Origin of the sequence: Klebsiella sp. D5A, assembly GCF_001620885.1 — a bacterium.
GTDB lineage: Bacteria > Pseudomonadota > Gammaproteobacteria > Enterobacterales > Enterobacteriaceae > Klebsiella > Klebsiella variicola.
This window is the reverse complement of record NZ_LOAR01000004.1, coordinates 367047-391820: the sequence shown is the minus strand read 5'-3', so window position 1 is coordinate 391820 and position 24774 is coordinate 367047. Positions and strand designations below refer to the sequence as shown.

Below are 24774 nucleotides of genomic sequence, written 5' to 3'. Positions count from 1 at the left end.
CGCAAATGGCTACGATTCATGTAGACGGCAAAGAATACGAGGTCAACGGGGCGGACAACCTGCTAGAGGCTTGTCTCTCTCTTGGTCTTGATATTCCCTACTTTTGCTGGCACCCGGCGCTAGGGAGCGTCGGTGCTTGCCGCCAGTGTGCGGTGAAGCAATATCAGAACGCGGAAGACACGCGTGGTCGCCTGGTGATGTCCTGTATGACTCCGGCATCCGACGGCACCTTTATTTCTATTGACGACGGCGAAGCGAAGCAGTTCCGCGAAAGCGTGGTGGAGTGGTTGATGACTAACCACCCGCACGACTGCCCGGTCTGTGAAGAAGGGGGCAACTGCCACCTGCAGGATATGACGGTGATGACCGGCCATAGTTTCCGCCGCTATCGTTTCACCAAGCGTACCCACCGCAATCAGGATCTGGGGCCGTTTATTTCGCACGAAATGAACCGCTGCATCGCCTGTTACCGCTGCGTGCGCTACTACAAAGATTATGCCGACGGCACCGACCTGGGCGTCTATGGCGCGCACGACAACGTCTACTTCGGTCGCCCGGAAGATGGCACCCTGGAAAGCGAGTTCTCCGGCAACCTGGTGGAAGTCTGCCCGACCGGCGTCTTCACCGACAAAACGCACTCCGAGCGTTACAACCGTAAGTGGGACATGCAGTTTGCGCCGAGCATCTGCCAGCAGTGTTCCATCGGCTGCAACATCAGCCCGGGCGAACGCTATGGCGAGCTGCGTCGTATCGAAAACCGCTATAACGGGACCGTTAACCGCTACTTCCTCTGCGACCGCGGTCGCTTCGGCTATGGCTATGTCAACCTGAAAGACCGTCCGCGTCAGCCGGTGCAGCGCCGCGGCGACGATCTGATTACTCTCAACGCCGAGCAGGCGATGCAGGGGGCAGCAGATATCCTGCGCCAGTCGAAGAAAGTGATCGGTATCGGCTCCCCGCGCGCCAGCATCGAAAGCAACTTCGCGCTGCGCGAGCTGGTTGGCGCCGACAACTTCTATACCGGCATCGCCAAAGGCGAACAAGCGCGCCTGCAGATGATGCTGAAAGTGCTGCGTGAAGGCGGGATCCATACCCCAAGCCTGCGCGATATCGAATCCTACGATGCGGTACTGGTGCTGGGCGAAGACATTACCCAGACCGGCGCGCGCGTGGCCCTGGCAGTCCGCCAGGCGGTGAAAGGGAAAGCACGCGAAATGGCAGCGGCGCAGAAAGTAGCCGACTGGCAGATCGCCGCGATCCTCAACATCGGGCAGCGCGCCAAGCACCCGTTATTCGTCACCAACATCGATGACACCCGCCTGGATGACATTGCCGCGTGGACCTACCGCGCGCCGGTGGAAGATCAGGCGCGTCTCGGCTTCGCCATCGCTCATGCGCTGGACGACAGCGCGCCAGCGGTTGACGGCCTGAGCCAGGACCTGCAGGGCAAAGTCGATGTCATCGTCCAGGCGCTGGCCGGGGCGAAAAAACCACTGATTATCTCCGGAACCAACGCCGGCAGCATGGAGATCATCCAGGCCGCCGCTAACGTCGCAAAAGCGTTGAAAGGCCGCGGCGCCGACGTCGGCGTGACCATGGTCGCCCGGGCGGTGAACAGCGTCGGTCTGGGCATGATCGGCGGCGGTTCGCTTGAAGAGGCGCTGGACGAACTGGAAAGCGGCGCCGCAGACGCGGTTATCGTGCTGGAAAACGACCTTCACCGTCATGCTTCCGCCGCGCGCGTTGACGCTGCGCTGGCGAAAGCCCCGCTGGTGATGGTGGTTGACCATCAGCGCACCGCGATTATGGACAAAGCGCACCTGGTGCTCTCTGCCGCAAGCTTTGCGGAAAGCGACGGGACTGTGGTGAACAACGAAGGCCGCGCCCAGCGTTTCTTCCAGGTTTACGATCCGGCTTACTACGATGCGAAAACCGTGATGCTGGAGAGCTGGCGCTGGCTGCATTCGCTGCACAGCACCGTCAACAACCGTCAGGTTGACTGGACGCAGCTGGACCACGTCATCGATGCGGCGATTGCCGCGCTGCCGCAGCTGGCGGGCATTAAAGATGCCGCGCCGGATGCGACCTTCCGCATCCGCGGTCAGAAGCTGGCGCGTGAACCACACCGCTACAGCGGCCGCACGGCGATGCGCGCCAACATCAGCGTGCACGAGCCGCGTCAGCCGCAGGATAAAGACACCATGTTCGCCTTCTCCATGGAAGGGAACAACCAGCCGTCCGCCCCGCGTTCGCAGATCCCGTTCGCCTGGGCGCCGGGCTGGAACTCCCCGCAGGCATGGAACAAGTTCCAGGATGAAGTGGGCGGGAAACTGCGCCACGGCGATCCGGGTGTTCGACTGTTTGAAGCGTCCGCCAACGGGCTGGAGTATTTCACCGCGGTGCCGGCCAGCTTCCAGGCGGAAGAGGGCAAATGGCGTATCGCGCCGTATTACCACCTGTTTGGTAGCGATGAGCTGTCACAGCGCGCGCCGGTGTTCGAGAGCCGGATGCCTGAGCCGTACATCAAGCTGAATCCGGCGGATGCCGCGAAGCTGGGCGTTAACGCGGGGGCAATGCTCTCCTTTAGCGTGGAAGGCCAGACCCTGCGTCTGCCGCTGGTTATCTCTGAAGGCCTGACCGCAGGACAGGTTGGCTTACCGATGGGCATGCCGGGCATTGCGCCGGTGCTGACCGGATCGCGTATTGATTCACTGCAGGAGGCGAAAGCATGAGCTGGTTAACGCCGGATCTTATCGACATTCTGTTAAGCATCCTGAAGGCCGTGGTCATTCTGCTGGTGGTCGTCACCTGCGGCGCGTTCATGAGCTTCGGCGAGCGTCGTCTGCTCGGCTTGTTCCAGAACCGCTACGGACCTAACCGCGTCGGCTGGGGCGGTTCGCTGCAGCTGGTCGCCGACATGATCAAGATGTTCTTCAAAGAGGACTGGATCCCGCGCTTCTCCGATCGCGTGATCTTTACTCTGGCGCCGGTTATCGCCTTTACCTCGCTGCTGCTGGCCTTTGCTATCGTGCCGGTCAGCCCGACGTGGGTGGTGGCTGACCTGAACATCGGCATCCTGTTCTTCCTGATGATGGCAGGCCTGGCGGTCTATGCGGTGCTGTTCGCCGGCTGGTCGAGCAACAACAAATACTCGCTGCTGGGGGCGATGCGTGCTTCCGCGCAGACCCTGAGCTACGAAGTGTTTCTCGGTCTCTCCCTGATGGGCGTGGTGGCGCAGGCGGGGTCATTCAATATGACCGATATCGTCAACAACCAGGCGCATCTGTGGAACGTCATTCCGCAGTTCTTCGGCTTCGTCACTTTCGCCATCGCCGGCGTGGCGGTGTGTCACCGTCACCCGTTCGACCAGCCGGAAGCGGAGCAGGAACTGGCCGATGGTTACCACATTGAATATTCCGGCATGAAATTCGGTCTGTTCTTCGTCGGTGAATACATCGGTATCGTCACCGTTTCAGCGCTGATCGTCACGCTGTTCTTCGGCGGCTGGAATGGCCCGTGGTTACCACCTTTCATCTGGTTCGCGCTGAAAACCGCGTTCTTCATGATGATGTTCATTTTGATCCGCGCATCATTACCGCGTCCGCGCTATGACCAGGTAATGTCCTTTGGCTGGAAGGTATGCCTGCCGTTAACGCTGGTCAACTTGTTGGTAACGGCGGCTGTCATTCTCTGGCAGGCGCAATAAGGGGTGAATTGAACATGACCTTAAAAGAATTATTGGTGGGGTTCGGCACCCAGGTCCGTAGTATCTGGATGATTGGCCTGCATGCCTTCGCCAAACGTGAAACCCGGATGTATCCGGAAGAGCCGGTCTATCTGCCGCCGCGCTACCGCGGCCGCATCGTGCTGACCCGCGATCCGGACGGTGCAGAGCGCTGCGTTGCCTGTAACCTGTGTGCGGTAGCCTGCCCGGTGGGCTGTATCTCGCTGCAGAAAGCAGAGACCAAAGACGGCCGCTGGTATCCGGAGTTCTTCCGCATCAACTTCTCACGCTGCATTTTCTGCGGCCTGTGCGAAGAAGCGTGCCCGACCACGGCGATCCAGTTGACCCCGGACTTCGAACTGGGTGAATACAAGCGTCAGGATCTGGTGTACGAAAAAGAGGATCTGCTGATTTCCGGTCCGGGCAAATACCCGGAATATAACTTCTACCGGATGGCGGGTATGGCAATCGACGGCAAAGATAAAGGTGAAGCGGAAAACGAAGCTAAGCCAATCGACGTCAAGAGCCTGTTACCGTAAGGAGAGGGCAATGGAATTCGCTTTTTATATCTGTGGCCTGATAGCCATCCTCGCAACCTTGCGGGTCGTCACCCACACCAATCCGGTACATGCGCTGCTGTACCTGATTATTTCGCTGCTGGCGATTGCCGGGGTGTTCTTTTCGCTGGGCGCTTACTTTGCTGGTGCGCTGGAAATCATCGTCTACGCCGGGGCCATTATGGTGCTGTTCGTCTTTGTGGTGATGATGCTCAACCTGGGCGGCAGCGAGATCGAACAGGAGCGCAAATGGCTGCAGCCGGGGATCTGGATTGGCCCGGCCATCCTTTCCGCAGTGCTGCTGGTGGTTATCGTTTACGCCATCCTGGGTATTAACGACCAGGGTATCGACGGCGCGGCGATCAACGCCAAAGAAGTGGGTATTGCGCTGTTTGGGCCGTACGTCCTGGCGGTGGAGCTGGCCTCCATGCTGCTGCTGGCGGGCCTGGTGGTCGCCTTCCACATCGGCCGCGAAGAGCGTGCCGGCGAGGTGCTGAGCAACCGCGTGAACGACAGCGACAAAAGAAAAACGGAGGAACACGCATGATCCCCTTAACACATGGACTGATCCTCGCGGCCATCCTGTTTGTGCTTGGTCTGACGGGGCTGGTGATCCGCCGCAATCTGCTGTTTATGTTGATTAGCCTGGAAATCATGATTAACGCCGCCGCGCTGGCCTTTGTGGTGGCGGGTAGCTACTGGGGCCAGGCAGATGGTCAGATAATGTATATCCTCGCCATCAGCCTCGCGGCTGCGGAAGCGAGTATCGGCCTGGCGCTGCTGCTGCAGCTCCATCGTCGCCGCCAGAACCTGAACATCGATTCAGTAAGTGAGTTGCGTGGATGAACATGCTTGCCTTAACCATTCTTTTGCCATTGATTGGCTTTGTGCTGCTGGCCTTCTCCCGCGGGCGCTGGTCGGAAAACCTTTCCGCCACCGTTGGCATGGGGTCGGTAGGCCTGGCGGCGCTGGTCACCGCGTACGTTGGCGTCGATTTTTTCGCTAACGGCAAACAGGCGGTCAGCGTACCGCTGTGGAACTGGATGTCGGTCGGTGATTTCAACATCGGCTTCAACCTGGTGCTGGATGGCCTGTCGCTGACCATGCTCTCTGTGGTGACCGGCGTCGGCTTCCTGATCCACATGTTCGCCTCCTGGTACATGCGCGGCGAAGAGGGCTACTCTCGCTTCTTCGCTTACACCAACCTGTTTATCGCCAGCATGGTCGTTCTGGTGCTGGCCGATAACCTGCTGTTGATGTACCTGGGTTGGGAAGGCGTGGGTCTCTGTTCTTACCTGCTGATCGGCTTCTACTATACCGATCCGAAGAACAATGCCGCAGCGATGAAAGCCTTCGTGGTCACCCGCGTCGGCGACGTGTTCCTCGCCTTCGCGCTGTTCATTCTTTATAACGAACTGGGTACCCTGAACTTCCGTGAAATGGTTGAGCTGGCGCCGCAGCACTTCGCTAACGGCAGCACCACGCTGCAGTGGGCGACGCTGATGCTGCTCGGCGGCGCGGTAGGTAAATCCGCTCAGCTGCCGCTGCAAACGTGGCTTGCCGATGCGATGGCTGGCCCGACGCCGGTCTCCGCGCTGATCCACGCGGCCACCATGGTGACCGCGGGCGTGTACCTGATTGCCCGTACCCACGGCCTGTTCCTGATGACGCCGGAAGTGCTGCATCTGGTGGGTATCGTTGGTGCGGTAACGCTGGTGCTGGCGGGCTTCGCCGCGCTGGTGCAGACCGACATCAAACGTGTGCTGGCTTACTCGACCATGAGTCAGATTGGCTACATGTTCCTCGCGCTGGGCGTACAGGCATGGGATGCGGCGATTTTCCACCTGATGACCCACGCGTTCTTTAAAGCGCTGCTGTTCCTGTCGTCTGGCTCGGTCATTCTGGCCTGCCATCACGAACAGAACATCTTCAAGATGGGCGGCCTGCGCAAATCTATTCCGCTGGTGTATGTCTGCTTCCTGGTGGGGGGCGCGGCGCTGTCCGCTCTGCCGCTTATCACCGCAGGCTTCTTCAGTAAGGATGAGATTCTGGCGGGCGCGATGGCCAACGGCCATATCAATCTGATGGTGGCGGGCCTGGTCGGCGCCTTTATGACCTCGCTGTACACCTTCCGTATGATTTTCATCGTGTTCCACGGTAAAGAGCAAATTCACGCGCACGCAGGGAAGGGGATTACCCATCATCTGCCGCTGATCGTTCTGCTGGTGCTGTCCACCTTTGTTGGCGCGCTGATTGTGCCGCCGCTGGAGGGCGTACTGCCGCAGACCACTGAGCTTGCGCACGGCAGCGTGATGACGCTGGAAATTACCTCCGGGATTATCGCGATTGCCGGCATCCTGATCGCCGCATGGTTGTGGCTGGGTAAACGTACCCTGGTGACCTCCATCGCCAACAGCGCGCCTGGCCGCTTCTTCGGTACCTGGTGGTTCCATGCCTGGGGCTTCGACTGGTTATACGACAAGGTGTTCGTGAAACCTTTCCTCGGGATTGCCTGGCTGCTGAAGAGCGATCCGCTGAATGCGTTGATGAATATCCCGGCGATTCTGTCCCGCTTCGCAGGCAAAGGTCTGCTGGTGAGCGAGAACGGTTATCTGCGCTGGTATGTGGCATCAATGAGCATCGGCGCGGTGGTGGTGCTGGCGCTGCTGATGGTATTGCGTTGAGTTTGAGGATTGGGATTGTTTCGCCCGGCGGCGCGGTGCTTGCCGGGCCTACGGGACCGTAGGTCGGGCAAGCGTTAGCGTCACCCGACAAAACAAGCCTCAATCCGAAGTGAATTTTCTGTGAGAATTCGTTGAAAATCAGGTCGTAAAGGACAGGCGTTATCGGCGAAGTCAGAGTGGACACCGCCTGCGCGGAGCAACCGGAGCGTATTAAAATGCGTGAGGATTGTGAGCACAGCCGACGTTCGCTATGACGAGTAAGATAGCCTGAACCGGACTTAAATAAGGAATAAAAATCACCATGTTATTGCCTTGGTTGATATTAATCCCCTTTATCGGCGGCTTCCTGTGCTGGCAGACCGAACGCTTTGGCGTGAAAGTGCCGCGCTGGATCGCGCTGATTACCATGGGACTGACGCTGGCGCTTGGCCTGCAGCTGTGGATGCAGGGCGGCTATTCTCTGACGCAATCCGCGGGTATTCCGCAATGGCAGTCGGAATTCGTGCTGCCGTGGATCCCACGCTTCGGCATTAGCATCCATCTGGCGATCGACGGCCTGTCGCTGCTGATGGTGGTGCTGACCGGTCTCCTCGGCGTGCTGGCGGTACTCTGTTCGTGGCGTGAAATCGAAAAATACCAGGGCTTCTTCCACCTCAACCTGATGTGGATCCTGGGCGGCGTCATCGGCGTGTTCCTCGCCATCGACATGTTCCTGTTCTTCTTCTTCTGGGAAATGATGTTGGTGCCGATGTACTTCCTGATCGCGCTGTGGGGCCACAAAGCCTCTGACGGTAAAACGCGTATCACGGCGGCCACCAAGTTCTTCATTTATACCCAGGCGAGCGGTCTGGTGATGCTGATCGCCATTCTGGCGCTGGCCTTCGTCCACTTCAACGCGACCGGCGTGTGGACCTTCAACTATGAAGATCTGCTGAAAACGCCGATGTCCCACGGCGTGGAATACCTGCTGATGCTGGGCTTCTTCATCGCCTTCGCGGTGAAAATGCCGGTGGTACCGCTGCACGGCTGGCTGCCGGACGCCCACTCCCAGGCGCCAACTGCCGGTTCCGTCGACCTCGCGGGCATCTTGCTGAAAACCGCGGCCTACGGTCTGCTGCGCTTTGCGCTGCCGCTGTTCCCGAACGCCTCCGCCGAGTTTGCGCCCATCGCCATGTGGCTGGGCGTGATTGGTATCTTCTACGGCGCGTGGATGGCCTTCGCCCAGACCGATATCAAACGTCTGATCGCTTATACCTCCGTTTCCCACATGGGCTTCGTGCTGATTGCTATCTACACCGGCAGCCAGCTGGCTTATCAAGGGGCGGTGATCCAGATGATCGCCCACGGTCTGTCCGCGGCGGGTCTGTTTATTCTGTGCGGCCAGCTGTACGAACGTCTGCACACCCGCGATATGCGTCAGATGGGCGGTTTGTGGAGCAAAATTAAATGGCTGCCGGCGATGTCGATGTTCTTCGCTGTCGCCACCCTGGGGATGCCGGGCACCGGTAACTTTGTCGGCGAATTTATGATCCTGTTCGGCAGCTATAAAGTGGTGCCGGTGATCACCGTTATCTCGACCTTTGGTCTGGTATTCGCTTCCGTTTATTCGCTGTCGATGCTGCATCGCGCCTACTTCGGTAAAGCGAAAAGCGAAATCGCGGCGAAAGCGCTGCCGGGGATGTCCCTGCGTGAACTGTCTATCATCTTGCTGCTGGTGGTGCTGCTGGTGCTGTTGGGCTTCTTCCCGCAGCCGATCCTCGACACCTCGCATGCTGCGATGAGCAACATTCAGCAGTGGTTTGTTAATTCTGTTTCTACTACAAGGCCGTAATTCGCCATGACAATAACTCCACAACAACTGATCGCACTGCTACCGCTGCTGATCGTCGGCTTGACGGTGGTGGTTGTGATGCTCTCCATTGCGTGGCGACGCAATCATTTTCTCAATGCCACGCTGTCGGTTCTCGGGCTTAACGCTGCGCTGGTCTCGCTCTGGTTTGTTGGTCAGAACGGGGCGATGGACGTCACGCCGATGATCCGCGTTGACGGCTACGCCATGCTCTACACCGGGCTGGTGTTGCTGGCGAGCCTCGCGACCTGTACTTTCGCCTACCCGTGGCTTGAGGGTTACAAGGACAACAAAGAAGAGTTCTACCTGCTGGTGCTGATCGCCGCGCTGGGCGGCATTCTGCTGGCCGGTGCGAATCATCTGGCGGCGCTGTTCCTCGGTATCGAACTGATTTCGCTACCGCTGTTCGGCCTGGTCGGCTACGCCTTCCGCCAGAAGCGTTCGCTGGAAGCGAGCATCAAATACACTATCCTCTCCGCTGCAGCCTCGTCTTTCCTGCTGTTCGGTATGGCGCTGGTGTATGCGAACTCCGGCAACCTGTCCTTCCTCGCGCTGGGTAAAAGCCTGGCGGACAATACGCTGCACGAGCCGCTGCTGCTGGCGGGCCTCGGTCTGATGATCGTCGGTCTTGGCTTTAAACTGTCGCTGGTGCCGTTCCATCTGTGGACGCCGGACGTTTACCAGGGCGCGCCTGCGCCGGTCTCCACCTTCCTGGCGACCGCCAGCAAGATCGCCATCTTCGGCGTGGTGATGCGTCTGTTCCTGTACATGCCGGTGGGCAACAGCGAAGCGGTACGCGTGGTGCTGGGCCTGATCGCCTTCGCCTCTATCATCTTCGGTAACCTGATGGCGCTGAGCCAGACCAACATTAAGCGTCTGCTCGGCTACTCTTCCATCTCCCACCTCGGTTATCTGCTGGTGGCGCTGATCGCCCTGCAGAGCGGCGAAATGTCGATGGAAGCCGTGGGCGTTTACCTGGCCGGTTACCTGTTCAGCAGCCTGGGCGCGTTCGGCGTGGTCAGCCTGATGTCCAGCCCGTACCGCGGTCCGGATGCGGACTCGCTGTTCTCCTACCGCGGCCTGTTCTGGCACCGTCCGATTCTGTCGGCGGTCATGACGGTGATGATGCTGTCGCTGGCCGGTATTCCGATGACCCTCGGCTTTATCGGTAAGTTCTACGTGCTGGCCGTCGGTGTGCATGCGCACCTGTGGTGGCTGGTTGCCGCAGTGGTTGTCGGCTCAGCGATTGGTCTCTACTACTATCTGCGAGTGGCAGTGAGCCTGTACCTGAGCGCACCGGAGCAACTGAACCGCGATGCGCCGTCGAACTGGCAGTACAGCGCTGGCGGTATCGTGGTGCTGATCTCCGCCCTGCTGGTGCTGGTGCTTGGTATCTGGCCGCAGCCGCTGATTAGCATCGTGCAGCTGGCGACGCCGCTGATGTAATCTGCGCTATAAATAAAAAAACCGCCGGGATGGCGGTTTTTTTATGCCCGGATTTTACGCCATCTTGTAGACCATAAAGTCTTCCGCCAATAGCGTATTGGCGAAAATCTCCCGGCATTCCGCCAGCATCTTCAGACAGCCTTCGGCATCGTAGCGCGAGCTAAAGTGGGTAGCGATTAGCGTGCCGACCCCCGCTTCTTTGGCAAGCGCCGCGGTCTGCTGGCTTGAGGAGTGGCCGCGGCTATTGGCTTTCTCCGCCATCGCCTGCTCAAGGGTGGTTTCGTGGACCATCACATCCGCCCCGCGAGCCATCTCCAGCGCCTGCGGGCAGGGGGCGGTATCGCCAAAGATGGCCAGCGTTTTACCCGGCGTCGCTGGCCCCAGATAGCGGCTGCCGTCGATGACCCGGCCATCTTCCAGCTCAACGCGCTGGCCGAGCTTGAGTTGATGAAACAGCGGCCCCGGACGCACGCCATCGGCAATCAGTTGGGCGGCGTCGAGGGTGCCGGGCTTGTCATGCTGCTCAATGCGATACCCGTAGCACTCCACCGGATGGCTGAGCGGGTACGCAGTGACCCGATAGCCCTCTTCGTCGAACACCAGACCAGGGCCGACTTCGATGATGGTGAGCGGATAGTCGGTCCACGAACCGCTCAGACGCAGCGCGGTCTCAACAAACTCTTTGAGCCCTTTTGGCCCGTAGAGGGTGAGGGGCAGAGAGTTCCCCTGCATCGAGCGGCTGCACAACAGGCCGGGCAGGCCGAACAGGTGGTCGCCGTGCAGGTGAGTGATGAAAATTTTATTCAGTTTGCCGGGGTGATAGGGCGTGCGAAGAAACTGATGCTGGGTCCCTTCACCGCAGTCAAACAACCACATTTCGGCGCGGGTCGGCTGTTGCAAATTCAGTATTATCGACGTCATATTACGCGTACGGGTCGGCACCCCGGCGGATGTTCCTAAAAAAGTTAATTCCATCGTCCAGTGTCCTCAGGGCGAGTCGCAAAGTATCAGTATATCAATAAGGAGCTACAGATGATGACCTGGCAGGATCTCCACCATAGTGAACTCACCGTTCCCCAGCTGTATGCGCTGCTGAAATTGCGCAGTGAAGTTTTTGTCGTGGAGCAGCAGTGCGCCTATCAGGATGTCGACGGCGATGATTTGGTCGGTGAAAATCGCCATCTGCTCGGCTGGCGCGATGGCGAACTGCTGGCCTACGCGCGGATCCTCAAAAGCGAAGAGGAGTTTGCGCCGGTGGTGATTGGCCGGGTTATCGTTAGCCCCGCCGCCCGCGGTGAGAAGCTCGGCTATCAGCTGATGGAGCAGGCGCTGGCCAGTTGTCAGCAGTACTGGCCGCAAAAGGCAATTTACCTCGGGGCGCAGGCGCACCTGCAATCCTTTTACGCCCACTTCGGTTTTACGCCGGTGACCGAGGTCTATGATGAGGATGGCATCCCCCACATTGGCATGGCGCGAGAAAAGCGCGCTATCTGACCCCTCTGCACCCTCGTCCACACGCTGCTTTGGCCCGGCGAGCGGGTAAGATAAAACCCGCTCCCTCGTCATGGGTACTGCTATTCCGCCGTCGAACCCCTTATAATGTGGGGTTTTACTACCGTGGAGGTTTGCGTGCTGTCTGTTTCCACTGCGCTGGCCCGTTTGCAAGACGGCCTGGGTGAGTCTTTTCCAGACTCGCCCGGCACGCGAATTATCGATATTGCCTTTCCGCTGAATGATGCCTTCGATCCGCTACTATGGTGCGGCCAGCAGGCGCAATGGCCGCAGTTTTACTGGCAGCAGCGCAATGGCGATGAGGAACTGGCGACGCTGGGGGCGGTAAAAACCTTTCCCTCGCTCGACGCGGCCAACCGCTTTTTACGCCAGACCGGGCGGCAGAATCTGCGCATCTGCGGCCTGAACGCGTTTGAACCGCAGCAGGGCAGACTGGTGCTGCCGCGTCTGGAGTGGCGCCGGTGCGGCGGCAGGGCCGTGCTGCGGCTGGTGCTGCATAGTGATATCTCCCTGCGTGAGGATGCCGCGACGGCCCGCGTGTTTCTCGCCAGTCTGACCACCACTCAGGCGACCCCTGGCGCTATCCCGCCGCTACTGAGCGAGCGCCATTCATCTGACTATTCTCAATGGCAGGCAATGATTGCGCGGGCGACTAAGGCGATTAGCGCCGGTGAAATGGATAAAGTGGTACTGGCGCGGGCAACCGACCTGCAGTTTGCCGCGCCGCTGGACGCCGTGAGCATCATGGCGGCCAGCCGCCGCAGCAATCTTAACTGTTTTCATTTCCTGATGGCGTTTAATGCCCGGCAGGCATTTTTCGGCTCCACGCCGGAACGGCTGTGGCGCCGGCGCGGCGCGCTGCTGCGCACCGAAGCGCTGGCAGGGACCGTCGCGAACCATCAGGAAGACGCGAAGGCGCAGCAACTGGCCGACTGGTTGATGAAAGATGACAAAAACCAGCGGGAAAATATGCTGGTGGTAGAGGATATCTGCCAGCGCCTGCAGAGTGAGGCCTCGACGCTGGACGTCCTGCCGCCGCAGGTGGTGAGACTGCGTAAGGTGCAGCATCTCAGGCGCTGCATCTGGACCGAGCTGGCGGCGCCTGACGACAGCCGCTGTCTGCTGCAGCTGCAGCCCACCGCCGCAGTGGCCGGCCTGCCGCGTCGGGCGGCGCTGGCATTCATTCAGCGCCATGAACCCTTTGCCCGCGAATGGTATGCCGGGTCCGCCGGCTATCTGTCGCTGGCGCAAAGCGAGTTTTGCGTGGCGCTGCGTTCGGCGAAAGTGGACCACGACACCCTGCGGTTGTATGCCGGAGCGGGGATCGTCAGCGGCTCCGATGCGCAGCAGGAGTGGCAGGAGATTGACAACAAAGCGGCCGGGCTGCGCTCGCTGCTGTGTCCATAAGGCGGGAATGACGATGCATATCAAAACGTCGTCACTTTGCCTTATCTATACTTAGCATCAATATTTGATACCGGACAATTTCATGTCAGTAAGCGCATTTAACCGACGCTGGGCGGCGGTGATCCTGGAAGCTTTAACGCGCCATGGCGTGCAGCATATCTGCATCGCGCCGGGTTCGCGCTCGACACCCTTAACCCTGGCGGCGGCGGAAAACCGCGCCTTTATCCATCATACCCATTTCGACGAACGCGGCCTCGGCCACCTGGCGCTCGGCCTGGCGAAGGCCAGCCGGCAGCCGGTGGCGGTGATAGTCACCTCCGGGACCGCCACCGCAAACCTCTATCCGGCGCTGATTGAGGCGGGCCTCACCGGCGAAAAGCTGATCCTGTTGACCGCCGACCGTCCACCGGAGCTGATCGACTGCGGCGCGAACCAGGCGATCCGCCAGCCCGGAATGTTTGCCTCCCATCCGTCGCAGACGATTTCTCTGCCGCGTCCCTCGCAGGATATTCCTGCCCGCTGGCTGGTCTCAACCATCGACCAGGCGCTGGGGGCGCTGCACGCCGGCGGGGTGCATATCAACTGTCCGTTCGCCGAACCGCTGTATGGCGATATGGATGAGACCGGCGTGGAGTGGCAGCAGCAGCTCGGCAACTGGTGGCAGAGCGATAAACCCTGGCTGCGTCAGGCGCTGCAGTTAGAGAGCGAGAAGCAGCGCGACTGGTTCTTCTGGCGGCAAAAACGCGGCGTCGTCGTGGCGGGGAGAATGAGCGCCGCGGAAGGGAAAAAAGTGGCTGAGTGGGCGCAAACTCTCGGCTGGCCGCTGATCGGCGATGTCCTGTCGCAGACCGGGCAGCCGCTGCCGTGCGCCGACCTGTGGCTGGGCAACGGTAAAGCGGTCAGCGAACTGGCGCAGGCGCAGATCGTGGTGCAGCTCGGCAGCAGCCTGACCGGCAAACGCGTCCTCCAGTGGCAGGCGACCTGTGAGCCGGATGAATACTGGCTGGTGGATAATCTGCCAGGCCGCCTCGACCCGGCGCAGCACCGCGGCCGCCGTCTGCTCGCCAGCGTTGAGCGCTGGCTTGAGCTGCATCCGGCGGAAAAACGCCAGCCGTGGGCGACGGTGATCCCGCAGCTTGCCGGGCAGGCGTGGCAGGCCGCGGTCGCCAGCAATGAGCCTTTTGGCGAAGCGCAGCTGGCGCAGCGCATTCGGCGCTATCTGCCGGAGCAGGGGCAACTGTTTGTCGGTAACAGTCTGGTGGTGCGCCTGATCGACGCCCTGGCGCAGCTACCGGCCGGGTATCCGGTTTACAGCAACCGCGGCGCCAGCGGGATTGATGGTTTAATCGCCACCGCCGCCGGCGTGCAGCGCGCCAGTGCGCGGCCGACGCTGGCGATCGTCGGCGATCTGTCGGCCTTATACGATCTTAACTCGCTGGCCCTGCTGCGCCAGGCGTCGGCGCCGCTGGTGCTGATCGTGGTAAATAACAACGGCGGACAGATTTTCTCTATGCTGCCGACACCGCAGGACGAGCGCCGCCAGTTCTATTTAATGCCGCAGGACGTGGATTTCAGCCACGCGGCGGCGATGTTCGGCCTGGCCTATCATCGTCCCGATGACTGGCAGTCGCTGGATGAGGCGCTGGCGGGTGCCTGGCGCAGGGCGGGGGCGACGGTGATTGAGCTGGCGGTCAACGAGACTGACGGCACGCAGACTCTCCAGCAGCTGCTGGCGCAGGTAAGCCGCCTGTGACCCTCAGCGCCGCGGTCGACAACGGCCAGTCAGGTTATCCCTGGCTGGTGTTTCTGCACGGGTTTTCCGGCGACCGCGACGAGTGGCGTGAAGTGGGCGACGCTTTTCCCGCCTGGCCGCGTCTGTATCTCGATCTGCCGGGCCACGGCGGCTCCGCGGATATCGCGGTGCAGGACTTTGCCGGGGTCAATACTCTGCTGCTGGCTACGCTTAATAGTTACAACATCCTTAACTACTGGCTGATTGGCTACTCACTGGGCGGCCGGGTGGCGATGAACTTCGCCTGTCAGCCGCGTGCGGGCCTGCGCGGCCTGATCGTTGAAGGCGGCCATCCTGGCCTGCAGGATGCAGAAGCGCGGCAGGCGCGGCGCAGCAATGACCGCGCCTGGGCAGAACGTTTTCGCCGCGATCCGTTGGCGCAGGTCTTTGCCGACTGGTATCAGCAGCCGGTTTTTGCCTCACTGGATGCCGCGCAGCGCGAGTCATTGGTCGCCTTACGTAGCCGCAATAACGGCGCCACGCTGGCGGCGATGCTGCAGGCAACCTCCCTTGCCGGGCAGGCCGATCTGCGCGCGCCTCTGCAGGCGCGCGATTTTCCTTTTCACTACCTGTGTGGCGAACGCGACGCGAAGTTTCGCGCCATCGCGCAAGCGCTCGCTGCCGATACCCATATCATTCACCATGCCGGACACAACGCGCACCGGGACAACCCCGCCGCGGTGATTGCTTGTCTGGCGCAGATTCTGGCAAGTTAACTGAAGGACATTCTATGATCTCTCTTGATGAAGCAATGCTCTATGCCCCTGTGGAATGGCACGATTGTTCCGAAGGCTATACCGATATTCGCTATCACAAATCGGCCGACGGCATTGCCAAAATCACCATCAACCGCCCACAGGTACGCAACGCCTTCCGCCCGCTGACCGTCAAAGAGATGATTCAGGCGCTGGCGGATGCCCGCTATGACGACAATATCGGGGTGATTGTCCTGACCGGTGAAGGTGAGAAAGCCTTCTGCGCCGGCGGCGACCAGAAAGTTCGCGGCGACTACGGCGGCTATCAGGACGACTCCGGCGTTCACCACCTTAACGTGCTCGACTTCCAGCGCCAGATCCGCACTTGCCCGAAACCGGTGGTGGCGATGGTAGCCGGCTACTCTATCGGCGGCGGCCACGTGCTGCATATGATGTGCGATCTGACCATCGCGGCGGACAATGCCATCTTCGGCCAGACCGGGCCAAAAGTCGGCTCCTTTGATGGCGGCTGGGGCGCCTCCTATATGGCGCGTATCGTCGGGCAGAAAAAGGCGCGCGAAATCTGGTTCCTGTGCCGTCAGTATGACGCCCAGCAGGCGCTGGACATGGGGCTGGTGAATACCGTAGTTCCGCTGGCGGAGCTGGAAAAAGAGACCGTGCGCTGGTGCCGTGAAATGCTGCAAAACAGCCCAATGGCGCTGCGCTGCCTGAAAGCGGCGCTGAACGCCGACTGCGACGGCCAGGCCGGTCTGCAGGAGCTGGCGGGCAACGCCACCATGCTGTTCTACATGACGGAAGAAGGGCAGGAAGGCCGCAATGCCTTCAACCAGAAACGTCAGCCGGACTTCAGCAAATTTAAACGGAATCCATAATGCGCGTTTCGCAGGTTTACCGCTGGCAGATCCCGATGGACGCGGGCGTGGTTCTGCGCGAACGGCGGTTAAAAACCCGCGACGGGCTGTTCATCCGCCTGCAGGAGGATGAACGCGAAGGCTGGGGGGAAATTTCTCCCTTGCCGGGATTCAGTAACGAGACGCTGGAAGAGGCGCAAACAGCGCTGCTGGCGTGGGCGCAGGCCTGGCGCGACGGCGCGGAACCGCCGCTTCCCACACTGCCTTCTGTCGCTTTTGGTATTAGCTGCGCGCAGGCGGAGCTTTACGGCGAACTACCGCAGGCCGCGGATTATCGCGCAGCGCCGCTCTGTTCCGGCGATCCGGATGAGCTGTTCGCCAAACTGGCGGCGATGCCCGGCGAGAAAGTCGCTAAGGTGAAAGTGGGTCTGTGGGAGGCGGTCCGCGACGGCATGGTGGTTAATCTGCTACTGGAAGCCATCCCCGATCTCCAGCTGCGGCTGGATGCCAACCGGGCGTGGACGCCGCTTAAAGCGCAGCAGTTCGCCAAATACGTCAATCCCGCATATCGCCAGCGCATTGCGTTTCTTGAGGAACCCTGCAAAACGCGGGAGGATTCGCGGGCCTTTAGCCGCGAGACGGGGATCGCTATCGCCTGGGATGAAAGCCTGCGCGAGGCGGATTTCCGCTTTGTCGCGGAGCCCGGCGTGCGCGCGGTGGTGATCAAACCGACGCTGACCGGCAGTGTGCAAAAGGTTCAGCAACAGGTCGCCGCGGCACACGCCCTGGGGCTGAGCGCGGTGATTAGCTCGTCAATCGAGTCCAGCCTCGGGTTAACCCAGCTGGCGCGGGTTGCCGCCTGGCTGACGCCGCAGACCATCCCCGGACTCGATACGCTGGCGCTGATGAGCGCCCAACTGGTACGGCCGTGGCCGGAGAGTACGCTGCCGATGATCAACATTGATGCGCTGGAGCCGCTGCTGTGATGTTTTCCGACTGGCCATGGCGCCACTGGCGCCAGTTACGCGGTGAGGCGCAGGCGTTACGCCTGAACGATCGGCTGCTGACCTGGCGTGAGCTATGCGCGCGGGTTGACGCGCTGGCGGCCGGCTTTGCCGCGCAGGGCGTTATGGAAGGTCATGGCGTGGCGCTCCGGGCCTACAACCAGCCGGAGACGCTACTCGCCTGGCTGGCATTGCTGCAGTGCGGGGCGCGGGTGTTGCCGCTGAATCCGCAGCTGCCAGAGGTGTTGCTGCAGGAACTGCTGCCTGCGTTAAACGTCCAGCATCAGCTGGTGCTGAATGGTGCTGCGCTACCGGGGGATTTACCGGCGTTAACTCTGCAGGCGGCCGAAGGCGTCCATGCCGTTTGCTGGCATGGCGAACGGCTGGTGTCGATGACGTTAACCTCCGGCTCAACCGGCCTGCCGAAAGCGGCGGTACATAGCGCCAGCGCCCATCTGGCCAGCGCCGCTGGCGTGCTGGCGCTGATGCCGTTTGCCGCAGAAGACGACTGGCTACTGTCGCTGCCGTTGTTTCATGTCTCCGGGCAGGGGATCATCTGGCGCTGGCTGCTGGCCGGCGCGCGAATGACGGTGCGCGACAAGCAACCGCTGGCGCAGATGCTGCAGGGCTGTACCCATGCTTCGCTGGTGCCGACTCAGCTGTGGCGCCTGCTGAATGATAATGCTGCGCTTTCCCTCAAGGCGGTGCTGCTCGGCGGCGCAGCGATCCCGGTCGAATTGACTGAGCGTGCCCTCGCGCAGGGAATACGCAGTTTCTGCGGCTACGGCCTCACCGAGTTCGCTTCCACGGTCTGTGCCAAAGCGGCCGACGGCGCGGCGGATGTGGGCGAACCGCTGCCGGGGCGGGAGGTGAAAATTGTTGCCGGCGAGATCTGGCTGCGGGCGTCGAGTATGGCGGCGGGTTACTGGCGCGACGGTCAGCTATTGCCATTAACCAATGATGAAGGCTGGTTTGCGACGCGCGATCGCGGGGAGTTACACAATGGTCGGCTGACGGTTGTTGGACGACTGGATAATCTTTTTTTTAGTGGCGGCGAAGGCATTCAACCGGAGGAGGTTGAGCGCGTGATACTCGCCCATCCGCAGGTACAACAGGTATTTATTGTACCGCTGGATGATGCCGAATACGGCCAACGCCCGGTCGCGGTGGTGGAATGCGATGACGGCTGCGAGTTGAGCGCGCTGGCAGCATGGAGCGCTGAACGGTTAGCGCGTTTCCAACAGCCGGTACAGTGGCTACGGCTGCCGGACACGTTAAAGAACGGTGGGATTAAGATTTCCCGTCAGGCGCTGCGCGAATGGGCCAGACAGCAGACGTATGCGACCGTATCGTAGCCACCCGCCATATCCCGCGACATAACGCCGGGTGGGTTGAACGCGGTATGCTGGACTAAAGTAGCCCTTTCTGGCTGAGCGTAACGCGGGTGGCGGCATTGAGATCGTAGTTTTTGAGATCGTCGGCTTTGACCCAGGCGTAATTGTCAAACTCCTCGTTGATCGTCACGTCGCGATTGGCGCTGACGCAGTCGAAGATCAGGTAGATCATATAGATCGTTTCCTGCCGACCATCCGGGTAAGTTTTGACGCGGGTATCATCGCGAAAGCTCCACGGCGCGATATGGGTAAGGATGAGTTTTTCGCCAAGCTCTTCGCGTATTTCCCGCCGCAGCGCCTCTTCAATACGCTCCCCTGGCTCCACGCCGCCGCCGGATAAGGCCCATTGCCCGGGAAAAACACCGCGGTCGGCGGCCATTTTGCAGAGCAGATACTGACCTTCATTCTGGATAAGCGGGCAAACAATCGTCCTTTGGCGCATGGTTTTTCTCCTTCACAGGGGGCGGTATGCCGATGAAATAGTTTGCGAGCCGCCTCGGTAAACCGCAAGCGAAATGCGGCCCTGGCCCTGTTGAGTGTTAAGTTAGGTGAAAATAATCGCATGGAGTTTCGCCATGGACAGGGCGCCCCATTCCCCGCATGACGCCGTATTTAAACACCTGTTGTCGCACCGGGCGACGGCAAAGGACTTCCTTGACATTCATCTCCCCGCACCGCTGCGCGCGTTATGCAATCTGAATACGCTGCAACTGGAATCAGGGAGCTTTATAGACGATGAGCTACGAGCGAGTCATTCCGATATCCTTTACTCGCTGCAAACGCAGGCGGGGGAGGGCTATATCTATCTGTTGATTGAGCACCAAAGCTCGGCGGACCGCCATATGGCCTTTCGCCTGATGCGCTATGCCATCGCCGCGATGCAACGTCATCTGGATAAGGGGCATACGCAGCTGCCGCTCGTTATCCCCCTGCTGTTTTATCATGGCCGCGTTTCGCCCTGGCCGTACCCGATGTGCTGGCTGGCAGGCTTTGCCGATCCGGACGTTGCGCGGCGGATCTATGGTGATGATTTTCCCTTAATCGATATCACCACCACCCCGGATGATGAAATCATGCGCCACCGGCGCGTGGCGATGCTGGAGCTGCTGCAGAAGCATATCCGCCAGCGCGACATGATGGACCTGCACGAGCAGCTGGTCAGCCTGTTAGCACTGGGATACACTAGCCGCAGGCAGCTAAAGACGCTGCTGCATTATCTGTTACAGGCAGGAAATGCCGCCGATCCGGTCGCTTTTTTGCGCCATCTTGCGCAAAGCGTTCCCCGGCGGTCGCACAAGGAGACGCTCATGAATATTGCCCAGTTTCTGGAACAACGCGGCCATCAGCAAGGGTTAAAGCAAGGTCTGCAACAAGGTCTGGAGCAAGGTGAGCAGCAGACCGCGGAGCGTATCGCCCGGGCGATGCTCGCTAACGGGCTTGACCTGTCCCTGGTGGCGAAACTGACCGGCCTCGCCCCGGAATGTCTGGCCCGGCTGCAGCATTAATTATTCCCTTATCCACCCGCGCCGCGCCGATCGTGCGGCGTCAGTTCTCTGTTTTCGTCAATGTGTCAGCGTTAATCATAATAAACATGAATATTCATGGCGCTGAATGGGCGGTTCGTCATGCTGGCAACGCCCGATGCCGTAAAAAAACGCAACTGGTTACACTCTTGTGAAAATTCATTTCGCCAGGTCATTGATTCCTGACGGGTGCGCAGTAGAATTTTCAGGTTTTTTCGGGACTTCTTTGATTTTAATTTTCTGGATAGAGTAAATAATGAAAAAAAGCATTTTTATGGCGCTGGCTGGCGTCATGCTGGTTTCTTCCGCGGCCCATGCGATCAGCGTTACCGGTGAAGCAGGCGAGCATTACACCAATCTTGGCGTCGGGTTTGGCACGGAGTCTACCGGCCTGGCCGTTTCCGGTAACTGGCTGCATAGCGATAACGACGGCGACGCCGCGGGTTTAGGCCTGGGGCTCAATATTCCGCTGGGGCCGTTCCTCGCGACCGTGGGCGGTAAAGGCGTATACACCAACCCGAAACAGGGCGATGAAGGTTATGCAGCAGCGGTCGGCGGCGGCCTGCAGTGGAAAATCGGCGACAGCTTCCGCCTGTACGGCGACTACTACTACTCGCCGGATTCCCTCTCCAGCGGCATTGACAGCTATCAGGAAGCTAACGTCGGCGCCAGCTGGACCATCATGCGTCCGCTCAGCATCCAGGCAGGCTATCGCTATCTGAACCTGGCGGGCAAAGATGGCAACCGCGATAACACCATCGCCGACGGCCCGTACATCGGCGCCAGCGCCAGCTTCTAATCTCCTCCGGCGCGGTATCTTCTTGCCGCGCCAGATTTTCCTCCTCGTCAGCATCCCGCTTTGCGTTATAGTATTTGCCACCTGGCAGGCAAGGAGTGAGCAATGTTGAATGTGGAAATGCTGTCCACTGGCGATGAAGTGTTGCATGGTCAAATCGTTGATACCAATGCGGCATGGCTGGCGGATTTCTTTTTTAATCAGGGGTTACCGTTAACGCGCCGCCATACCGTTGGCGACGATCTTGATGCGCTGGTGGCGATTCTGCGCGAACGCAGCGAACAGGCGGATGTGCTGATCGTTAACGGCGGCCTTGGGCCGACCAGCGACGATCTGAGCGCGCTGGCCGCCGCCACCGCGAAAGGCGAAGAGCTTATTTTGCATCCGGAGTGGCTGGAAACCATGACCCGTTTCTTTGCCGAGCGCGGCCGGCCGATGGCGGAAAGTAACCGCAAGCAGGCGGAAATCCCCGCCAGCGCCGAGATGATCAATAACCCGGTCGGCACGGCCTGTGGCTTTGCCGTTCAGCTCAACCGCTGCCTGATGTTTTTCACCCCCGGTGTACCTTCTGAATTTAAGGGGATGGTCGAGCAGGAGATTTTACCGCGTCTGCGTCAGCGCTTTACGCTGCCGGAACCGCCGGTATGCCTGCGTTTGACCACCTTTGGCCGCTCGGAGAGCGAGCTGGCGCAAAGCCTCAATCCGCTGACGTTACCGCCTGGCGTGGTGATGGGTTACCGTTCGTCGATGCCGATTATCGAACTCAAGCTAACCGGACCGGCTGACCAGCGCGACGCCATGCTGGCCCTGTGGCCGGAAGTCCGCAAGGTGGCTGGCGACAGTCTGATTTTCGAAGGCACGGAAGGGTTACCGGCGCAGATTGCGCGCTGCCTGCAGGAGCGGCAGCTGAGCCTGACGCTCAGCGAGCAGTTTACCGGCGGCCTGCTGGCGCTCCAGCTGTCCCGCGCCGGCGCGCCGCTGCTGGCTAGCGAAGTGGTTCCGGCGCAGGAGGAGACGCTGGCGCAGGCGGCTCGCTGGGCGGCCGAGCGGCGAATAAACCATTTTGCCGGTCTGGCCCTGGCGGTGAGCGGCCAGGAGAACGATCATCTCAATGTGGCTCTGGCCACCCCTGACGGTACCTTCGCGCTGCGGGTGAAGTTCAGCGTCACCCGCCACAGCCTGGCGGTACGCCAGGAAGTCTGCGCCATGATGGCATTAAACATGCTGCGTCGCTGGCTGAATGGTCAACCGCTGGCCAGCGAACATGGCTGGATTAATGTGGTGGATTCCCTCTCGCTGTAAGTCGTTTCCCCCGGCGCGCGGGCTTCTCCCGGGCGCCGGTTGTCCAGCCTGTTGTACTCTCCTGAAAAAAATCTGTGCGTTAGGTCGCAATATTCTGCACTACATCGTCCAGCATACGGGAAAACGATTGCCCCGCGATGCCGCTCACACTTTACCGCCCGCACAATCGCAACACTGATTCCAGTATTCAGGATTGGAGTCCAGTATGTTGGAATCAACAAAAGTCCCGGCGCTGACCCGCGCGATTGAGATCCTCAATTTAATCAGCCGCATTGGCCCCTGCAGCGCAGCCACCATCATTGCCGAACTGGGGATCCCGAAAAGCACGGTTTATCTGCTGCTGGGCGAGCTAAAAAAACAGCGCTTCATCAGTATGGATAATCAGGATAACTACTGCCTGTGGACCAAGCTGGTGGAGCTGGCCGGGCAGGCGCTGAGCAAAATGGATCTGCGCGAGCTGGCGCGTCCGCGCCTCACCCGGCTGATGGATGAGTGCGGCCTGCTTTGTCATCTGGGCATCATCGATCAGGGTAACGCCTACTACATTCTTAAAATTGAGTCTCCCGCCACCATTAGCGTGCGTTCGCACGAAGGCAAGAGCCTGTCGCTTTATCGCTCCGGGATCGGCAAATGTTTGCTGGCCTGGCAGCCCGCCAGCGTTCAGGCGTCGATTATCGACGACCTGCAGTGGGAGCGGGCCACGCCAACGACCATCACCGATGCTCAACAGCTGCGGGAAGAGCTGGGGCGGATCCGCGCCCGAGGCTGGAGCTTTGATAATGGCGAGGACTATCCGGATGTGCGCTGTGTCGCCGCGCCGGTGTTTAACGCCAATAACGACCTGACCGCCGCCATCTCGGTGGTGGGCACCCGTCTGCAAATCAATGAAGACAATCGCGATTATCTGGCCGGTAAGGCGATTGCCTGCGCGAAAGATATTTCCCGTCTGCTGGGGTGGAAAAGCCCCTTCGAACAACTCGCCTGATCATAAGGAGAACATCATGACCCTACCGAAAATTAAACACGTCCGCGCCTGGTTCATCGGCGGCGCCACGGCAGAGCAGGGCGCCGGCGGCGGCGATTACCACGACCAGGGGGCTAACCACTGGATTGACGATCATATCGCCACCCCGATGAGCAAATATAAAGAGTATGAGCAGTCCCGCCAGTCGTTTGGCATCAACGTGCTGGGCACGCTGATTGTGGAAGTGGAAGCCGACAACGGACAGACCGGCTTTGCGGTGTCGACGGCCGGGGAGATGGGCTGCTTTATCGTGGAAAAACATCTCAACCGCTTTATCGAAGGCAAATGCGTCAGCGATATCAAACTGATCCATGACCAGATGCTTAACGCCACCCTTTACTACGCGGGATCCGGCGGCCTGGTAATGAATACCCTCTCCTGTGTCGACCTGGCGCTGTGGGATCTGTTCGGGAAAGTGGTTGGCCTGCCGGTCTACAAACTGTTGGGCGGGGCGGTGCGCGACGAAATTCAGTTCTATGCTACCGGCGCGCGTCCGGACCTGGCGCAGGAGATGGGCTTTATCGGCGGCAAAATGCCCACCCACTGGGGGCCGCACGATGGCGACGCCGGGATCCGCAAAGACGTCGCCATGGTGGCGGATATGCGTGAAAAGTGCGGCCCGGATTTCTGGTTAATGCTGGACTGCTGGATGAGCCAGGACGTTAACTATGCCACCAAACTTGCCCATGCCTGCGCCCCTTATAACCTCAAGTGGATCGAAGAGTGCCTGCCGCCGCAGCAGTATGAAGGCTATCGCGAGCTGAAGCGCCAGGCGCCGGCCGGGATGATGGTGACCAGCGGCGAGCACCACGGCACACTGCAGTCCTTCCGCACCCTGTCGGAAACCGGCATCGATATTATGCAGCCCGACGTCGGCTGGTGCGGCGGCTTAACCACCCTGGTGGAGATCGCGGCCATCGCCAAAGCGCGCGGGCAGCTGGTGGTGCCCCACGGCTCGTCGGTTTACTCCCATCATGCGGTGATCACCTTCACCAACACGCCGTTCAGCGAGTTTCTGATGACCAGCCCGGACTGCGCCACGCTGCGTCCGCAGTTCGACCCGATCCTGCTCGGCGAGCCGGTACCGGAGAGAGGGCGCATTCATAAATCGGTCCTGGATAAACCCGGCTTTGGCGTCGAGCTCAATCGCGACTGCAACCTGAAGCGTCCTTATCAACACTGATTGCGTCGGG

At 60.1% G+C, this 24774-nt stretch carries 22 protein-coding genes; 20 read left to right on the top strand and 2 right to left on the bottom strand.

Features of this window, described 5'->3' with window-relative positions:
* Positions 1–5 precede the first annotated feature (5 nt).
* From nuoG to nuoN, 8 genes are all read left to right on the top strand, one after another.
* Entirely contained in the window at positions 6–2732 is a 2727-nt protein-coding gene (nuoG, locus tag AS136_RS07660; RefSeq protein WP_012967511.1) for an NADH-quinone oxidoreductase subunit NuoG, read from the top strand.
* On the top strand, positions 2729–3706 hold the full coding sequence (gene nuoH / locus AS136_RS07655; protein ID WP_002913156.1) for an NADH-quinone oxidoreductase subunit NuoH: 978 nt from the start codon (positions 2729–2731) through the stop codon (positions 3704–3706). The genes nuoG and nuoH overlap by 4 nt, the downstream gene beginning before the upstream one ends.
* Positions 3707–3720: 14 nt before the next feature.
* On the top strand, positions 3721–4263 hold the full coding sequence (gene nuoI, locus AS136_RS07650; protein ID WP_008803948.1) for an NADH-quinone oxidoreductase subunit NuoI: 543 nt from the start codon (positions 3721–3723) through the stop codon (positions 4261–4263).
* Between the two features lie 10 nt (positions 4264–4273).
* On the top strand, positions 4274–4828 hold the full coding sequence (nuoJ, locus tag AS136_RS07645; protein WP_004201743.1) for an NADH-quinone oxidoreductase subunit J: 555 nt from the start codon (positions 4274–4276) through the stop codon (positions 4826–4828).
* Complete coding sequence (gene nuoK / locus AS136_RS07640) at positions 4825–5127, top strand: NADH-quinone oxidoreductase subunit NuoK (protein WP_002913148.1); 303 nt, start codon at positions 4825–4827, stop codon at positions 5125–5127. The genes nuoJ and nuoK overlap by 4 nt, the downstream gene beginning before the upstream one ends.
* Positions 5124–6965, top strand: a complete 1842-nt coding sequence (gene nuoL / locus AS136_RS07635) for an NADH-quinone oxidoreductase subunit L (protein ID WP_012540986.1) — start codon at positions 5124–5126, stop codon at positions 6963–6965. Before nuoK ends, nuoL begins: the two co-directional genes overlap by 4 nt.
* Before the next feature lie 301 nt (positions 6966–7266).
* Positions 7267–8796: an NADH-quinone oxidoreductase subunit M gene (nuoM, locus tag AS136_RS07630; RefSeq protein ID WP_008803950.1), complete on the top strand. Its 1530-nt coding sequence runs from the start codon at positions 7267–7269 to the stop codon at positions 8794–8796.
* A 6-nt stretch (positions 8797–8802) separates the two neighbouring features.
* Entirely contained in the window at positions 8803–10260 is a 1458-nt protein-coding gene (gene nuoN / locus AS136_RS07625; protein WP_008803951.1) for an NADH-quinone oxidoreductase subunit NuoN, read from the top strand.
* A 54-nt stretch (positions 10261–10314) separates the two neighbouring features.
* On the opposite strand, the gene rnz is transcribed toward nuoN, so the two are convergent.
* Positions 10315–11235 (bottom strand): ribonuclease Z, encoded by a 921-nt coding sequence (gene rnz / locus AS136_RS07620; protein WP_012967513.1) that lies wholly within the window; start codon positions 11233–11235, stop codon positions 10315–10317.
* Between the two features lie 57 nt (positions 11236–11292).
* On the opposite strand from rnz, the gene AS136_RS07615 reads away from it, so the two are divergent.
* The 7 genes from AS136_RS07615 to menE all read left to right on the top strand — a co-directional run bounded on the left by AS136_RS07615 (position 11293) and on the right by menE (position 18897).
* Positions 11293–11754: a GNAT family N-acetyltransferase gene (locus tag AS136_RS07615; protein ID WP_032730853.1), complete on the top strand. Its 462-nt coding sequence runs from the start codon at positions 11293–11295 to the stop codon at positions 11752–11754.
* Positions 11755–11889: 135 nt separating this feature from the next.
* The gene (menF, locus tag AS136_RS07610) at positions 11890–13179 is read left to right on the top strand and encodes an isochorismate synthase MenF (RefSeq protein WP_023323053.1); all 1290 of its coding nucleotides are present in this window, start codon (positions 11890–11892) and stop codon (positions 13177–13179) included.
* A gap of 82 nt (positions 13180–13261) precedes the next feature.
* Positions 13262–14932 (top strand): 2-succinyl-5-enolpyruvyl-6-hydroxy-3-cyclohexene-1-carboxylic-acid synthase, encoded by a 1671-nt coding sequence (menD, locus tag AS136_RS07605; RefSeq protein ID WP_012967516.1) that lies wholly within the window; start codon positions 13262–13264, stop codon positions 14930–14932.
* Complete coding sequence (menH, locus tag AS136_RS07600) at positions 14929–15687, top strand: 2-succinyl-6-hydroxy-2,4-cyclohexadiene-1-carboxylate synthase (RefSeq protein WP_008803956.1); 759 nt, start codon at positions 14929–14931, stop codon at positions 15685–15687. Before menD ends, menH begins: the two co-directional genes overlap by 4 nt.
* Before the next feature lie 14 nt (positions 15688–15701).
* Complete coding sequence (menB, locus tag AS136_RS07595) at positions 15702–16559, top strand: 1,4-dihydroxy-2-naphthoyl-CoA synthase (RefSeq protein WP_008803957.1); 858 nt, start codon at positions 15702–15704, stop codon at positions 16557–16559.
* Entirely contained in the window at positions 16559–17524 is a 966-nt protein-coding gene (gene menC, locus AS136_RS07590) for an o-succinylbenzoate synthase (protein WP_008803958.1), read from the top strand. Before menB ends, menC begins: the two co-directional genes overlap by 1 nt.
* Positions 17521–18897, top strand: a complete 1377-nt coding sequence (menE, locus tag AS136_RS07585) for an o-succinylbenzoate--CoA ligase (protein ID WP_032738877.1) — start codon at positions 17521–17523, stop codon at positions 18895–18897. The genes menC and menE overlap by 4 nt, the downstream gene beginning before the upstream one ends.
* Before the next feature lie 55 nt (positions 18898–18952).
* On the opposite strand, the gene nudI is transcribed toward menE, so the two are convergent.
* The gene (gene nudI, locus AS136_RS07580) at positions 18953–19378 is read right to left on the bottom strand and encodes a nucleoside triphosphatase NudI (protein WP_016161584.1); all 426 of its coding nucleotides are present in this window, start codon (positions 19376–19378) and stop codon (positions 18953–18955) included.
* 133 nt (positions 19379–19511) lie between these two features.
* Here nudI and AS136_RS07575 point away from each other — a divergent pair, with 133 nt between their 5' ends.
* From AS136_RS07575 to rhmD, 5 genes are all read left to right on the top strand, one after another.
* Positions 19512–20441 carry an Rpn family recombination-promoting nuclease/putative transposase gene (locus AS136_RS07575; protein ID WP_012967520.1) on the top strand — a complete coding sequence of 310 codons (930 nt, stop codon included), beginning with the start codon at positions 19512–19514 and terminating at the stop codon, positions 20439–20441.
* 274 nt (positions 20442–20715) lie between these two features.
* Positions 20716–21258: a YfaZ family outer membrane protein gene (locus tag AS136_RS07570; RefSeq protein ID WP_004201712.1), complete on the top strand. Its 543-nt coding sequence runs from the start codon at positions 20716–20718 to the stop codon at positions 21256–21258.
* 102 nt (positions 21259–21360) lie between these two features.
* Complete coding sequence (locus tag AS136_RS07565) at positions 21361–22557, top strand: nicotinamide mononucleotide deamidase-related protein YfaY (protein ID WP_063266734.1); 1197 nt, start codon at positions 21361–21363, stop codon at positions 22555–22557.
* Between the two features lie 205 nt (positions 22558–22762).
* Entirely contained in the window at positions 22763–23542 is a 780-nt protein-coding gene (locus tag AS136_RS07560) for an IclR family transcriptional regulator (RefSeq protein WP_023323050.1), read from the top strand.
* A gap of 16 nt (positions 23543–23558) precedes the next feature.
* A complete protein-coding gene (gene rhmD, locus AS136_RS07555) occupies positions 23559–24764 on the top strand; it encodes an L-rhamnonate dehydratase (protein WP_016161581.1) in 1206 nt (401 codons plus the stop codon).
* The last annotated feature ends 10 nt before the right edge of the window (positions 24765–24774 follow it).

Excerpts from the sequence above, each read along its gene's own strand:
- nuoH (WP_002913156.1), top strand. The coding sequence starts at position 2,729 with ATGAGCTGGTTAACGCCGGATCTTATCGACATTCTGTTAAGCATCCTG.
- menC (WP_008803958.1), top strand. The coding sequence starts at position 16,559 with ATGCGCGTTTCGCAGGTTTACCGCTGGCAGATCCCGATGGACGCGGGC.
- AS136_RS07575 (WP_012967520.1), top strand. The coding sequence starts at position 19,512 with ATGGACAGGGCGCCCCATTCCCCGCATGACGCCGTATTTAAACACCTG.
- nuoK (WP_002913148.1), top strand. The coding sequence starts at position 4,825 with ATGATCCCCTTAACACATGGACTGATCCTCGCGGCCATCCTGTTTGTG.
- AS136_RS07615 (WP_032730853.1), top strand. The coding sequence starts at position 11,293 with ATGATGACCTGGCAGGATCTCCACCATAGTGAACTCACCGTTCCCCAG.
- menB (WP_008803957.1), top strand. The coding sequence starts at position 15,702 with ATGATCTCTCTTGATGAAGCAATGCTCTATGCCCCTGTGGAATGGCAC.
- nuoJ (WP_004201743.1), top strand. The coding sequence starts at position 4,274 with ATGGAATTCGCTTTTTATATCTGTGGCCTGATAGCCATCCTCGCAACC.
- nuoG (WP_012967511.1), top strand. The coding sequence starts at position 6 with ATGGCTACGATTCATGTAGACGGCAAAGAATACGAGGTCAACGGGGCG.
- nuoL (WP_012540986.1), top strand. The coding sequence starts at position 5,124 with ATGAACATGCTTGCCTTAACCATTCTTTTGCCATTGATTGGCTTTGTG.
- AS136_RS07560 (WP_023323050.1), top strand. The coding sequence starts at position 22,763 with ATGTTGGAATCAACAAAAGTCCCGGCGCTGACCCGCGCGATTGAGATC.
- rhmD (WP_016161581.1), top strand. The coding sequence starts at position 23,559 with ATGACCCTACCGAAAATTAAACACGTCCGCGCCTGGTTCATCGGCGGC.
- nudI (WP_016161584.1), bottom strand. The coding sequence starts at position 19,378 with ATGCGCCAAAGGACGATTGTTTGCCCGCTTATCCAGAATGAAGGTCAG.
- nuoM (WP_008803950.1), top strand. The coding sequence starts at position 7,267 with ATGTTATTGCCTTGGTTGATATTAATCCCCTTTATCGGCGGCTTCCTG.
- nuoI (WP_008803948.1), top strand. The coding sequence starts at position 3,721 with ATGACCTTAAAAGAATTATTGGTGGGGTTCGGCACCCAGGTCCGTAGT.
- rnz (WP_012967513.1), bottom strand. The coding sequence starts at position 11,235 with ATGGAATTAACTTTTTTAGGAACATCCGCCGGGGTGCCGACCCGTACG.
- nuoN (WP_008803951.1), top strand. The coding sequence starts at position 8,803 with ATGACAATAACTCCACAACAACTGATCGCACTGCTACCGCTGCTGATC.
- AS136_RS07565 (WP_063266734.1), top strand. The coding sequence starts at position 21,361 with ATGTTGAATGTGGAAATGCTGTCCACTGGCGATGAAGTGTTGCATGGT.
- AS136_RS07570 (WP_004201712.1), top strand. The coding sequence starts at position 20,716 with ATGAAAAAAAGCATTTTTATGGCGCTGGCTGGCGTCATGCTGGTTTCT.
- menD (WP_012967516.1), top strand. The coding sequence starts at position 13,262 with ATGTCAGTAAGCGCATTTAACCGACGCTGGGCGGCGGTGATCCTGGAA.